The sequence below is a fragment of the Bittarella massiliensis (ex Durand et al. 2017) genome, assembly GCF_009876955.1.
Classification (GTDB): domain Bacteria; phylum Bacillota; class Clostridia; order Oscillospirales; family Ruminococcaceae; genus Bittarella; species Bittarella massiliensis.
This window is the reverse complement of the sequence record NZ_WWVY01000007.1, coordinates 32,327-44,912: the sequence shown is the minus strand read 5'-3', so window position 1 is coordinate 44,912 and position 12,586 is coordinate 32,327. Positions and strand designations below refer to the sequence as shown.

Sequence of the window (12,586 nt, the reverse complement as noted above, 5' to 3'; positions counted from 1 at the left end):
TAACGCAAAAAATGACCCGCGACGGTGCGGTTGCGGAAAACCTCACGACGGGCGAAACGTCCAGTATCAGCGAAAGGCCGCAGGAAGAAAACTATTCAGCCCCCGCAGGGGTGGCAGCGGAAAAGGTTGTGCAGCATATCGGCGCAGAGATTGAGCGACACGCAGCAAAAGGCGCGGAGAAAAAAGCCCTTGACGCGACGCAGCCTAAAACCCATTCTTCCCGCTTGCAGTTTTCCGAAGCGGAACGGGCAACGCCGGAACTTCAAAAAGCGATCAAGAAATCGGATAAGGCGGCAGACTGTTTAGACGCAGCGCGGGCGGCTATCCCCAAGCAGACCAAAATCAAGAAAGAGCGCGTTTTTGACGAAGCGAAAGGCAAGGCAAAGACGCGCCTTTCCTTTGAAAAGACGGATAAGCCCCCAAACGGCAAGTTGCGGCATAACCCCTTATCCCGTCCGGCACAGGAGTTAAACAGTACCGTACATGGGAAAATCTACGAGGTAGAGAAAGAAAACGTCGGTGTGGAAAGCGGGCACCGGGTAGAACTTGCCGGAGAGAAAGCGGGCGGCATGGCGGCGCGGGCAGTTAAGGGCGGCATACGCCGCCATAAGCTGAAACCCTACCGGGCAGCGGCGGCAGCGGAAAAACAAGCGGTAAAGGCAAACGCAGATTTTCTCTATCAAAAGGCGTTGCACGATAACCCCGCGCTTGCGCACTCCAACCCCATTTCCCGTTTTTGGCAGAAGCAGCGCATTAAAAAGCAGTATGCAAAAACGCTGAAAGCGGGCGGCAAAGCGAAAAAAACCGCTGAAGCCACCGCAAAGGCGGCGAAGAAAACCGCGCAGGAAACCAAACGGGCGACGTTCTTTGTTGTCCGGCATTGGAAAGGCTGCTTGATTGTGGGCGGGATTGCCTTTATCGTGCTGCTGCTTTTCGGCGGGCTGTCCTCTTGCTCCCTCTTTGGCGGCAACAGCGGCAGCGGCTTGATTGCGTCGTCCTATCTCTCCGAGGACGCGGATATAACGGGCGCGGAAAGCGCGTATGCCGCTATGGAAGCCGAGTTACAAGATATGCTGGACAATATCGAAAGCGAATACCCCGGCTATGACGAATACCGGGTAAACGCGGACGAGATCGAGCATGACCCCTATGTGCTAATTTCTATCCTTTCCGCGTGGCATGAGGGCGTGTTTACACTCGATGAAGTGCAAAGCACCCTTGAAATGCTCTTTGAGAAACAGTATATCTTGACGGTCGAGGAAGAAGTACAGGTACGCTACCGCACCGAAACAAGGACGGACAGCGAGGGCAACCCCTATACGGTTGAAGTCCCCTATAACTATTACATTCTTCATGTGGATTTGGAAAACTTCAACCTCTCCCATGTCCCCGTTTACATCATGGGCGAAGAACAGCTATCCATGTACGCTATGTATATGTCGTCGCTGGGAAACAGACCCGACCTTTTCCCGCAATCCGGCTATGTGTCTAAATACTATGAAAACCCGCCCGCCGATTATGAAGTACCCGCCGCGCTGCTGGGTTCCGATGAAAAGTTTGCGCGGCTCATGGAGGAAGCAGATAAATACGTCGGTTTTCCCTATGTGTGGGGCGGCAGCACCCCGGAAACCTCTTTTGATTGCAGCGGCTTTGTGAGTTATGTGTTGACGAACAGCGGCCTATACAATACGGGCAGACTTGGGGCGCAAGGGCTTTACAACATCTCAACCCCTGTTTCTAACCCGCAGCCGGGGGATTTGGTGTTCTTTACGGGTACATACGACACCCCCGGCGTTTCCCATGTGGGGATTTATGTGGGCGAGGACGGGGACGGAAGCCCCGTCATGCTGCATTGTGGCGACCCTATCCAGTATTCAAAGCTGGACACCAGCTATTGGCAATCCCACTTTTACGCCTACGGGCGGTTAAATTACAATTAAAAGGAGTTGAAAAATGAATATTGTATCTTTTGGCGGCGGCACGAATAGTGCCGCCTTACTTATTGGCCTATACAAGCACAAAATCCCGATTGACCTTATCACCTTTGCCGATACGGGCGCGGAACACCCGCATACCTATCAATTTATCGAGATAATCAATCAATGGCTTGCGGAACACGGTATGCCGCAGATTACCGTTGTGCAGTATGTTGACCGCTACGGCAACCGCCTATCTCTTGAAACCGAGTGCTTGCGCTCTCATACGCTCCCGTCGATTGCCTACGGGCATAAGCGTTGTTCGCAGAAACACAAAATCGCACCGCAGGAAAAGTTTTGCAACCACTATGCGCCTTGCCGCGAAGTATGGCAGCGCGGCGAGAAAGTCAACCGCTATATCGGCTATGACGCGGGAGAAGTGAAACGGTATGAACATTCCCGCAAGTACAACGAAGCCGACAAAAAATATCATAACCGCTACCCCCTCATTGAAGAATGGGGCTGGAACAGGGACGATTGTATCCGGGAAATCAAAGCGGCAGGATTGCCGCAGCCGGGTAAATCGTCCTGTTTCTTTTGTCCGAGCATGAAGAAACAAGAGATTTTATATCTCAAAGAACACTATCCCGATCTATTTAACCGGGCGGCGACTTTGGAAGAAAACGCTATGCCCTATCTTAAAACCGTTAAGGGATTGGGGCGCAGCTATTCATGGAAAGAACAGTTTGGAAAGGAGTAAATGACTATGGCGAACACGAAACTTGACCGTATCGAAAGGGATATTGAGAAAACGAGGGCAAAAATCCTTGAACAGCAAAAGAAGCTGAAAGACCTTGAAGCGCAGAAAGTCGAGGAAGAAAACGCGCAGATCGTGCAAATGGTAAAGGCGGTACACCTTGACGGGACGCAGCTTGCCGCGTTCCTCTCCGCTTACGCCAGCGGCGAAATCACCTTGCCGCAGCCGGAAGCCACTTACCCCGCCGAACAGGAGGACAACGACAATGAAGAATAAAAAGATAATCCGAAAGTTTACCGTATTGCTTGCCGCACTGGTTATCATGTGCGGCTTTTCTGTTACCGCTTATGCGGGCGGTGGCGATGAAAGCGACGACACGCCTACCCCCGTAACCGAGGAAACCCCCGCGCCGGAAACCGAGCCGGAAGAAACGACGGGCGGCTATGAGCCGCAGCCCCTTACCCCGGACGGGAATATGTCCCTTGTGGACGATATAACGGGTGAAGCGTCCGGCGACAAGCAGTTTATCACCGTCGTTACCAAAAGTGGCAACTATTTTTACATCATCATTGACCGCGCCGAGGACGGGGAAAATACCGTCCATTTCCTTAACCAAGTGGACGAAGCGGATTTAACCGCCCTTATGGAGGACGGGCAGACCGAAGCCCCCGTTTGTAGCTGCACCGATAAATGCGTTGCCGGAAGCGTCAACACCGCTTGCCCGGTTTGCAGCGTCAACATGAGCGAGTGCGCGGGTGTGGAAGCCGAGCCGGAGCCGGAAGAAACCGAGCAGCCGCCGGAAGAAGAAAAAGGCGGCGGCATGGGTATTCTGCTTGTCGTGCTGCTTGTTGCCGCAGCGGGCGGCGGCGCGTTCTACTACTTTAAGATTTTGAAGCCCAAAAAGGACGCGGCGAAAGGCAGCAGCAGCCTTGACGACCTTGATTTTGACGAGGACGACGAGGAAACGGAAGTAGTCGAAACCGAACAGACCGAGCAGGAGGACGATAATCTATGAAACTTGTAATTGCAGAAAAACCGAGCGTCGGGGCGGCGATTGCCGCCGTTATGGGCGCGAATGAAAAGCGCAGCGGATATTTTGAGGGCGGCGGCTACCTTGTGTCGTGGTGTATCGGGCATTTGATTAGCCTTGCAGACGCGGCGACCTACAATGAACAATTCCGTAAATGGAAGTACGACGATCTTCCCATTGTCCCGCAGGAGTGGCAGTTTATTGTTGCCAGCGGCAAGGAGCAGCAGTTTTCCATTCTCAAAGACCTTATGCACCGCAGCGACGTTACCGAGATTATCAATGCTTGCGACAGCGGGCGCGAGGGGGAACTCATTTTCCGCTTTGTCTATGAACAGGCGAATTGCAAAAAGCCCTTTTCCCGCCTTTGGATTAGCAGCATGGAAGCAAGTGCAATCCGCGAGGGCTTTTCAAATCTCAAAGACGGGCGCGGCTATGACAACCTCTATCAATCCGCGCTTTGCAGAGCAAAGGCCGATTGGCTCATTGGCATTAACGCGACCCGCCTTTTCTCTATCCTCTACCATAAAACATTGAATGTCGGCAGAGTGCAAACGCCCACCCTTGCTATGCTGGTAAACCGCGACTATGCAATCAGCAGCTTTAAGAAAGAGAAATATCATGTCGTCCGGCTGGACGTTGGCGGCGTTGCCGCCCTTTCCGAAAGGCAGGACGACGAAGCGGCGGCGCGGCAGATGAAAGCGGCTTGCGAGAAATCGCAGGCCGTTTGTACTTCCCTTAAAAAAGAGAAAAAGACCGCAGCCCCGCCGAAACTGTTTGACCTCACCGCCTTGCAGCGGGAAGCAAACCGTTTGTATGGGTTTACGGCGAAACAGACCCTTGACTATGCGCAAGCCCTTTATGAAAAACGGCTTTTGACCTATCCCCGCACCGACAGCAAATATATCACTTCCGATATGGAGGGCAGCACAAAGGAACTTATCACCGGCCTTTGCGCTGCTCTCCCCTTTATGCAGGGCGTGAAGCTGCAAGCCGACCTTGCGAGGATTTGCGACAACAGCAAAGTAACCGACCATCACGCCATTTTGCCGACAGCGGAGTTTGTGAAAACGGGCTTTTCTTCCCTTGCCGAAAGTGAGAAAAAGCTAATGACCCTTGTGTGCGCAAAACTGCTTTGCGCCGTTGCCGCGCCCTATGAGTATGAAGCGGTTACGGCGGTTTTCACTTGCGGCGGCTATACCTTTACCGCAAAGGGCAGGACGACGCTTTGCGAGGGTTGGCGCGAGATTGAAAGACTATCCCGCGCCGCGTCCGGGGAACAGGACGAGGACGCAGAGCCGGAAGCGGTTTTACCCCCGCTTGCCGAGGGGCAGACCTTTGACAATCCGGCAGCGGAGATCTCCGAACGTTACACGCAGCCCCCAAAGGCATTTACCGAAGATACGTTACTTTCGGCTATGGAGAGTGCGGGAAAGGAGGACACGCCGGAGGACGCGGAGCGCAAAGGGTTAGGCACCACCGCGACGCGGGCGGGTATCATTGAAAAACTCATTAGCGCGGGCTTTGCCGAGCGCAAGGGCAAAAAGCTAATCCCCACAAAGGACGGGTATAACCTTGTCGCTATTCTGCCCGACAGCCTTACGTCCCCGCAGCTTACGGCAGAATGGGAAACGCGCCTTACCGGGATTGCAAAGGGCAGCGACAGCCCCGCCGACTTCATGCGCGGGATTGAGGAAATGACAGCGGGGCTTGTCAAGACCTATTCCGCGATTTCCGAGGATAAAGCGAAGCTGTTTACCCCGCAGCGGGAAGCAATCGGCACTTGCCCCCGTTGCGGCGCGGCGGTTTACGAGGGCAAGAAAAACTTTTACTGCTCCGACAGGGCTTGCAGCTTTGTGATGTGGAAGAATGACCGCTTTTTTGAGCAGCGCAAAAAGGCTTTCACAAAGGCGATTGCCGCCGCCCTTTTGAAAGACGGAAAGGTAAAAATCAAAGGTATGTACTCGACCAAGACGGGAAAGACCTTTGACGGAGTTGTGCTGCTTGCCGACACAGGCGGCAAGTATGTAAACTTCCGCGTCGAGCAGAACCGAAAATGATAAGGCTTGATGAAAAGCAATACCGCGCCGTAAAGAAAATGACCCGCGCCGCTTGTGCAAACAACGATTGCGGGAATTGTCTGCTGCTGGACGACGGGGAAACTTGCGTTTGTGTGCAGAGTATCAGCTATTCGCTGCTATGCCGCTATTTCCGCGAAGCGGTATTACCCGCCGACAGGCAGCTTTGCGAACAGATCACCCGCAGCGGGGAAACCGATTTGAAGCGTTGCGCGGTATGCGGCAGCACGTTTGCGGCGGGCAGCAACCGGGCGAAATACTGCCCCGATTGCGCGGCAAAGATACGCCGCAGACAGAAAGCCCAAAGCGAGAGAAACAGGCGTTTACGGATAAAAACAACTACATAGCAAGCACAGCAAACGAGTACCCGTTTGCGAGAAATGCCCGCGCTTCCCATAGAGAGCGCGGGCATTTTGCTTGTTGGGATAGTCCCAAACCCTTATATGACCGAGAAAGGACGTGATGAAAGAATATGCCGTATTCCTCATACGACCATGACAAATTAGAAGCCGCCGAAACCATGCGGATAGAACGCCGGATATATTTTGAAGCAAAGGACAGGGAGATTGCCCCTTATGCTTCCTTGCCGATTGCGCAGCTACTTTCCATGCGCAGCGAAAGCGCGGCGGCAGAACAGGCGATTTTTGACGACCTTAAAGAACGCGCCGCCGCATGGGAAGAACAGGCGGGAAGAACGCTTTTGCTGGATAAAACACTTGAATATGTGAGAACGCCGCACGTCCAGCACACCGCTAACGAGTGGCAGACCACCGAGCATAACCGCCATATTCGCAGCAACCGGGTATATCAGATGAATTACTACATTTACGAGAATACCCGCTACGACAAAGAAGCGCAGAAATCTATCCCGTATTCATGGACGCTTACATGGAGCGTGCGCACCAACAGCCCAAGCAGAACCCAAGCGAAGATTGCCGGACAAGATAGAAAGGTTTTCACCGACAAGGCAGCTATGGAAAAGTATCTGAATGGGCGTATCAAAGCGTATGACCGCTTGTTTACGGAAATCTCCCCGCCTATCCCGCAGGAGTACGCCGACTATTTCAAAGTAAACGGTATGCTCATGCCGGACTACACCATAGAGGGCGAAGAACCCCCGCAGCAGCAACAGGCGGCAGCTATCCCCGAAAATACCGGGCAGGAAAAGGAGCGTGAACACATGAGCGAACAGTTTTCTATTATGATAGGCAACCGCAGCCGCTTTGACGCGGGCGACCCCGGCGGCTATTGGTTGGATATGCCCGCCACAAAGGAGCAGTTGCACGAAGCTATGCGGAACGTCGGCATTACCGCCGACAACCCGCAGGATTTTTCCATTCGCGGCTATTCCGACGACCCGGAGAAACATATTGCCTTGCCTTATGAAATGGTATGCGCCGCCGACGTGGACGAACTCAATTTTCTTGCGGCGCGGCTCGAACAGCTTGACCCCGCCGAGGTTGGCAAGCTGAACGCAGCTTTGCAGCAGAAAAACGGGCTTGCAAATATTGGACAGGTAATTGACTTCACCTACAACGTGGATTTTTACGTCCATATCCCCGAAGTACATAACTACCACGATTTGGGCGACTATTACTTAAATCAATCCGGCATGGTACAAATGCCCGAAGAATGGAAAGGCGGCATTGACCTTTCTACTTTTGGCAGGAACGCTGCCGCGCAGGAAAAAGGCGCGTTTACCGAGTACGGCTATATCGTGGAAAGCGGCGACGAGTGGGAACGGCAGTTTGAGGGGCGCGAAGTGCCGGAAGAATACCGCATTATGAGTTACCCGCAGCCGGAGCGCGGCGAACAGGACAAAGCCTATATGGACGCAGCCGAAACGCAGCAAGCAGACGCACAGGCCGCAGAGCCGCAGCAGCCCCGCCCCGTCGTCCCCATTATCCTTACTTCCGAAAAGCCCGCCGAAAAGGTAAAGGAGATCACCGCGCGTTTGGAACAGGGCGTACAGGCGATTTTTGACAGCGACCGCTACAAAGAGTTTCTAACCGCTATGTCAAAGTTCCATGATTATAGTTTGAATAACACTATCCTAATTGCTATGCAGGGCGGCAATTTGGTAATGGGCTTCCGTCAATGGGAAAAGGAGTTTGACCGCCATGTAAAGAAAGGCGAGAAAGGCATTAAAATCTTTGCCCCCGCGCCCTACAAGGTGAAAAAGCTGGTTGATAAAATCGACCCCGAAACGAGAAAGCCCATGCTTGACCGCGAGGGAAAAGTGGTAAAGGAAGAAAAGGAAATCACCGTCCCCGCCTTTAAGGTTATAACCGTCTTTGATATTTCGCAGACCGAGGGCAAGGAGTTTCCCGACCTTTCCGTTAAACCGCTGCTTGCCGATGTGGAGCAGTACGAGGATTTTTTCGCCGCCCTTGAAAAAGCGTCCCCCGTCCCGATTGCATTTGAGCAGATCACAAACGGCGCAAATGGGTATTTCAGTTTGACCGACAAGCGTATTGCAATCAAAGAGGGCGTGAGTGAATTACAGGCGGTAAAGACCGCCATTCACGAAATCGCCCATGCGAAGCTGCACGACGTAGACTTAAACGCCCCGCCGGAGCAGCAAAACCGCGTTGACCGCCATACCTGCGAGGTAGAAGCGGAAAGCGTCGCTTATACGGTTTGCCAGCATTTCGGCCTTGATACTTCCGATTACTCTTTCGGCTATGTGGCTGGTTGGAGCAGCGGCAAGGAAATGACCGAGTTAAAAGCGTCCCTTGAAACAATACAGACCACCGCAAAGGAACTCATTACCGAGATTGAGGGGCATTTTACCGAGTTGCAGCAGCAGCGGCAAGCCGAGCAGGAGCAGGGCGATACCTTTTCCATTTATCAGTTAAAGCGCGGGGACGAAACAAGGGACTTGCGCTTTGAGCCTTATGACCGTCTGCAAGCGGCTGGACTTACCATTGACCGGGTAAATTATGAACTCGTCTATACTGCACCGCTTACAAAGGATATGACGCTGGGCGACATTTGGGAAAGGTTTAATATCGACCACCCCGCCGACTTTAAGGGGCATAGCCTTTCCGTTTCCGACATTGTTGTGCTTCATCAGAACGACGAGGACACCGCCCACTATGTAGACAGTATCGGTTTTCAGCAAGTGCCGGAGTTTTTGCAGGAGCAGCAGACCCCCGTATTTGACAAGCTGCCGCCCGAACAGCAGCAAGCCTTGTCCGACACCGTACAAGACACTTTGCAAATGCTGGTTGACGCAGACAAGCGGATTTATGGCGACGTTACGGGCAAGACCCTTGAAGCAATCGCGGCGCAAGGATATTCCTACAAGGACGGGCAGCTTGAAAAGCAGCAGCCGGAAGCGACCCCCGACAGCCTTTTGACGGGTGAAACCGTTAGAACGCCGAGGGGCAATTTTCATATTACCGATATGAGCCGTGAACAGATCGAAGCGGCGGGATTTGGTTTTCACCATGCGTCGGAGGACGGGAAGTATCTCATTATGGGGAATGGCACACAGGCTTATGCCATAGCCGCCGAGCAGCCGCAGCGGGATAATCCCTTAAAGCACGTCGAGGACACCATAGAGCAGAACGACAACAATTTTGACGGGCTTATCAACAATACGCCGCAAACGCCCACCGTTGCAGATTTTGAGCAGCGGGCAAAGGCGGGGGAAGCGATTTCCGTTACCGACCTTGCAAAAGCGGTAAAAGCCGAGAAACGGGAACAGCCGCAGAAAAAACCGTCCATTTTGAAGAAGCTGGACGAATACAAGAAACAGGCGGCGCAGCAGCCGAAAGATAAACAGAAAGAGCATAAAAAGGATTTGGAGGTTTGATAGCATGAATACCCGCTTTACCATTGAGGAAGAAAACATTGTTGCGATCTACGCCGAGGACAGCCGGGAAACAACGCTTGAAAATATCCTTGCCGCCATGCCCTACATGGACGAGGATATGCGCCAGCTTGCCGCCGCAGCGGTGAACAAGCTGCAAGCCATGACGGACAGCGAGTTTTCCGAAAGGGAGTTTATCTTGACCGACGAGGAATAGCCCATAGAGAACAGGGGCGCGGTTGCCGATTTCCGGCACCGCGCCCCTGTTCTTTTTTTGTCCTTGCGTGGACAATTAGAAAGCCGTTTTTGCGGGTTTGAATATACTTTATCGTCTATGTCGTTTTCATGCGCTGGAAGCCGCAGAAACACAGGCGTTTTCAGCCCTTAACATTCCACTTGCCACCCCATGTTTTGCGCCTTATCGCTCCTGCTCCCGCGCCCTGCTTTGGGACGGGTAAAGAATACTATCGACGTTCTTTTTGACAACGCCGTATTCCTGCATTTGCTTCTTGGCTTGCCAATAATCTTCATACAATTTGGTTTTCCTGTCGTTTAAGCTTCTATACTCCTTGCGCAGCGCGGCGAGATCGGGCAGCTTCTTTATCTGCATTTCCTTTAATGCCCTTGCCGCAGCTTCAAACAGGATAATTTCGCTTTCATGCCCCCGCAGATACTTTTCCTTGTCCGGCGATTTTCGGTATTCATCGTAAATCGGTTTTAACTGTCGGTATGTGGTGGTGTGCTTGATAAGCAGCGACAAATCAGACATACGCTGTTCCACTTCCTTAACCGCCTTTGCCGCCGCGTCATGAGCGGTCATAATATCGGCTATCTTGCTTTCAAGTTCGCTATAATACTCAATCTTGTTTTCGGTTAGGAAGTTCATGCTTTTAGCAGCCTGTTTCAGATTATGGATTTTTGCCCACCGTTCATAGCCCGCCGACTGTTGGGCTTTGATACTGTTTTCAAGATCGACGACAAGCCGGATTTTCTTATCTTCCCGCAGCGTTTTTGTTTTGGCAACATACACGCCCTTGATACGCTCCTTTATCGCTTCTTCCGTATAGGCCGCGCCGAGCGTCTTTGTGCGGGTAAACCGTTCCTGTCCGGCAGCGCGAAAGGAAATGTATTTGCCCTGTTTGATTTCATACCCCATTTCCTGCAAGCGGCGCAGCAGTTCGTCAAAATCTTTCACTTGGGGAATGAGAGTATCTATCGCCGTTTTCAGCTTTGCTTTGTAGCTTGTCCCTTGCTTTTCGGCGGTGTATTCTGCATAGCTTTTTCCCTTGTCCTGTCCCGGTACGACGACGGATAGCCCATGCTCTTTACATATCCTGTCGCTGGTGCGCCGGATAAAGTGATAGCTTTGCTTGTTGGAATGGTACTTTTTGTAGTCAACGAAGCTAACCGCGTTGAAAATCAAGTGATTATGCAGATGGTCTTTATCGACGTGAGTTGTCAAAACAAACTCATACTTGCCGCCTAATACCGCCCCGGCAAGTTCCATGCCGATTTTGTGCGCTTCTTCCGGTGTGGTTTCTCCCACCGCAAAGGATTGTATCAAGTGCCGCCCTAAATGTGTGCCGCGATCTCCGGCAGCTTCCCGCGTCCATGCAAACTCAATATCGGCGGTTTCCAGCCCGCAGCCGAAAGAGGACGCAAGCAGCTTCCCGTCTGTCTTTTCGGGATTTAAGATATAGTCTATCGCAGCCTTTAAGGTTGATTTAATAGGGTGCGTCTTTGTAACCGCCATATCTCGTCCACCGCCTTTTTAATGTCCTCTATATCCTGCCTGTAAACCGTCCCCGTCGCATTGGCGCGTTTTGCAATTTGGTTGATGTTCCGGCTCACCGCTTGCAGTTCCCGGATATATGCTTTTGTGTCGCTTCGGTCAACGACAAGAATATACCCGTCTATCGCCATTTTACGGAAGTATGCCCCATACTGCTTTATGGGAAGCTGCTTCATCTTCTCGTCGATCAGCCGCTTTTCTTCTTCCGTAACGTAAAACTTCATCTGTATATTTCTCTTTCGGTTTTCCATTTCCGCACCGCCTTTCGGTATAAGGGTTTGGGATTATCCCAACAAGCATTTTCCGCAAACGGGTACTCGTTTGCTGTGCTTGCTATCTACTCCATACCCCCACCGAAAGGCGGTATTTGTTGCGCGTTCCTTTGATTTTGGACGCAAAAAAAGATTGCAGCCGCCATGCGCTGCAATCTCCCGATTTCTCATATTGTGAGGTTAATCCTCTGCTTTTTCGACTTCCGTTATCTCCCTTGCTGTTGCGGTTACAATCCGTATGCCTTTATCGCTCATACCGTCCAGCAGCGCGTCAAGCTGCCGCCGCCCGGTGGATTTCTCCGCATTGCTGTTCGGGAAGAAAAATTGATCTACCGAAATATGATACCGGGTTACAAGGTCATAGAATACCTGTAAACTCGGCTGTTGTCCCTTGTTCTCGATATTCGCAAGGTAGCGCGGGGAAATATATAACTCGTCGCTTACCTTTTTGCGGCTCTCGCCGTATTCATTTCTCGCGGCTTTTATAGCTGCCCCGAAAGCCTTAAAGTCGTACAATGGTACGGGTCTTTTTGCCATTTTCATTCACCCTGTTACATTTTACAGTTCACCTTTCTTTTTGGATATGTCCACACAATTCATATCATTAGGTTAAATACTTCCTGTTGTGTATTGACAGTAGACTGATTTTCTGATAAAATAAAATTTATGTAAAAGGAGGCGGCGTTTATGTTGCATAGCATGCGTATTAGATAAGCATTGAAAAAAAGGATTTTCCCATTTTCAACATGGGCTTTTTTGTCATGCTTATTTTGCGGATGCTATACAAAAAACTAACGACGTATAGATATAGTATAGACATAGTGCAAGCTATGCCTTAGTTTTGTTGTACTGCTCTGTGCATTATAAATGCAGGTCAATGCTCATGTTGAGGATTGACCTGCATTTTTTTGTGTAAAAAGGACGAGT

Annotated in this window: 11 protein-coding genes; 8 read left to right on the top strand and 3 right to left on the bottom strand. The window is 51.6% G+C overall.

Features of this window, described 5'->3' with window-relative positions:
• Positions 1-11: 11 nt before the first annotated feature.
• The 8 genes from GT748_RS08935 to GT748_RS08900 all read left to right on the top strand — a co-directional run bounded on the left by GT748_RS08935 (position 12) and on the right by GT748_RS08900 (position 9,812).
• Positions 12-1,940, top strand: a complete 1,929-nt coding sequence (locus tag GT748_RS08935; protein ID WP_425516017.1) for a CD1108 family mobile element protein — start codon at positions 12-14, stop codon at positions 1,938-1,940.
• 13 nt (positions 1,941-1,953) lie between these two features.
• A complete protein-coding gene (locus tag GT748_RS08930) occupies positions 1,954-2,676 on the top strand; it encodes a phosphoadenosine phosphosulfate reductase domain-containing protein (protein ID WP_002604475.1) in 723 nt (240 codons plus the stop codon).
• A 6-nt stretch (positions 2,677-2,682) separates the two neighbouring features.
• Positions 2,683-2,949 carry a DUF4315 family protein gene (locus GT748_RS08925; RefSeq protein ID WP_002584965.1) on the top strand — a complete coding sequence of 89 codons (267 nt, stop codon included), beginning with the start codon at positions 2,683-2,685 and terminating at the stop codon, positions 2,947-2,949.
• Positions 2,939-3,688: a DUF4366 domain-containing protein gene (locus GT748_RS08920; protein WP_002584964.1), complete on the top strand. Its 750-nt coding sequence runs from the start codon at positions 2,939-2,941 to the stop codon at positions 3,686-3,688. Before GT748_RS08925 ends, GT748_RS08920 begins: the two co-directional genes overlap by 11 nt.
• The gene (locus GT748_RS08915) at positions 3,685-5,760 is read left to right on the top strand and encodes a type IA DNA topoisomerase (RefSeq protein ID WP_002584963.1); all 2,076 of its coding nucleotides are present in this window, start codon (positions 3,685-3,687) and stop codon (positions 5,758-5,760) included. The genes GT748_RS08920 and GT748_RS08915 overlap by 4 nt, the downstream gene beginning before the upstream one ends.
• A complete protein-coding gene (locus tag GT748_RS08910; protein WP_002584962.1) occupies positions 5,757-6,125 on the top strand; it encodes a cysteine-rich VLP domain-containing protein in 369 nt (122 codons plus the stop codon). Before GT748_RS08915 ends, GT748_RS08910 begins: the two co-directional genes overlap by 4 nt.
• Before the next feature lie 125 nt (positions 6,126-6,250).
• Positions 6,251-9,598 carry a YodL domain-containing protein gene (locus tag GT748_RS08905; protein WP_002584961.1) on the top strand — a complete coding sequence of 1,116 codons (3,348 nt, stop codon included), beginning with the start codon at positions 6,251-6,253 and terminating at the stop codon, positions 9,596-9,598.
• Positions 9,599-9,602: 4 nt separating this feature from the next.
• Positions 9,603-9,812 carry a transposon-transfer assisting family protein gene (locus GT748_RS08900; RefSeq protein WP_002584960.1) on the top strand — a complete coding sequence of 70 codons (210 nt, stop codon included), beginning with the start codon at positions 9,603-9,605 and terminating at the stop codon, positions 9,810-9,812.
• Positions 9,813-10,013: 201 nt separating this feature from the next.
• Here GT748_RS08900 and GT748_RS08895 read toward each other — a convergent pair whose 3' ends face one another.
• From GT748_RS08895 to GT748_RS08885, 3 genes are all read right to left on the bottom strand, one after another.
• Positions 10,014-11,348, bottom strand: a complete 1,335-nt coding sequence (locus GT748_RS08895; protein WP_155202595.1) for a relaxase/mobilization nuclease domain-containing protein — start codon at positions 11,346-11,348, stop codon at positions 10,014-10,016.
• Complete coding sequence (locus tag GT748_RS08890) at positions 11,309-11,638, bottom strand: plasmid mobilization protein (RefSeq protein ID WP_002584958.1); 330 nt, start codon at positions 11,636-11,638, stop codon at positions 11,309-11,311. Before GT748_RS08890 ends, GT748_RS08895 begins: the two co-directional genes overlap by 40 nt.
• 201 nt (positions 11,639-11,839) lie before the next feature.
• Complete coding sequence (locus GT748_RS08885) at positions 11,840-12,196, bottom strand: helix-turn-helix transcriptional regulator (RefSeq protein ID WP_002584957.1); 357 nt, start codon at positions 12,194-12,196, stop codon at positions 11,840-11,842.
• Between the last annotated feature and the right edge of the window lie 390 nt (positions 12,197-12,586).

Bases quoted from the DNA above. Each gene is read 5' to 3' on its own strand.
- GT748_RS08935 (WP_425516017.1), top strand. From the start codon at position 12: ATGACCCGCGACGGTGCGGTTGCGGAAAACCTCACGACGGGCGAAACG.
- GT748_RS08930 (WP_002604475.1), top strand. From the start codon at position 1,954: ATGAATATTGTATCTTTTGGCGGCGGCACGAATAGTGCCGCCTTACTT.
- GT748_RS08925 (WP_002584965.1), top strand. From the start codon at position 2,683: ATGGCGAACACGAAACTTGACCGTATCGAAAGGGATATTGAGAAAACG.
- GT748_RS08920 (WP_002584964.1), top strand. From the start codon at position 2,939: ATGAAGAATAAAAAGATAATCCGAAAGTTTACCGTATTGCTTGCCGCA.
- GT748_RS08915 (WP_002584963.1), top strand. From the start codon at position 3,685: ATGAAACTTGTAATTGCAGAAAAACCGAGCGTCGGGGCGGCGATTGCC.
- GT748_RS08910 (WP_002584962.1), top strand. From the start codon at position 5,757: ATGATAAGGCTTGATGAAAAGCAATACCGCGCCGTAAAGAAAATGACC.
- GT748_RS08905 (WP_002584961.1), top strand. From the start codon at position 6,251: ATGCCGTATTCCTCATACGACCATGACAAATTAGAAGCCGCCGAAACC.
- GT748_RS08900 (WP_002584960.1), top strand. From the start codon at position 9,603: ATGAATACCCGCTTTACCATTGAGGAAGAAAACATTGTTGCGATCTAC.
- GT748_RS08895 (WP_155202595.1), bottom strand. From the start codon at position 11,348: ATGGCGGTTACAAAGACGCACCCTATTAAATCAACCTTAAAGGCTGCG.
- GT748_RS08890 (WP_002584958.1), bottom strand. From the start codon at position 11,638: ATGGAAAACCGAAAGAGAAATATACAGATGAAGTTTTACGTTACGGAA.
- GT748_RS08885 (WP_002584957.1), bottom strand. From the start codon at position 12,196: ATGGCAAAAAGACCCGTACCATTGTACGACTTTAAGGCTTTCGGGGCA.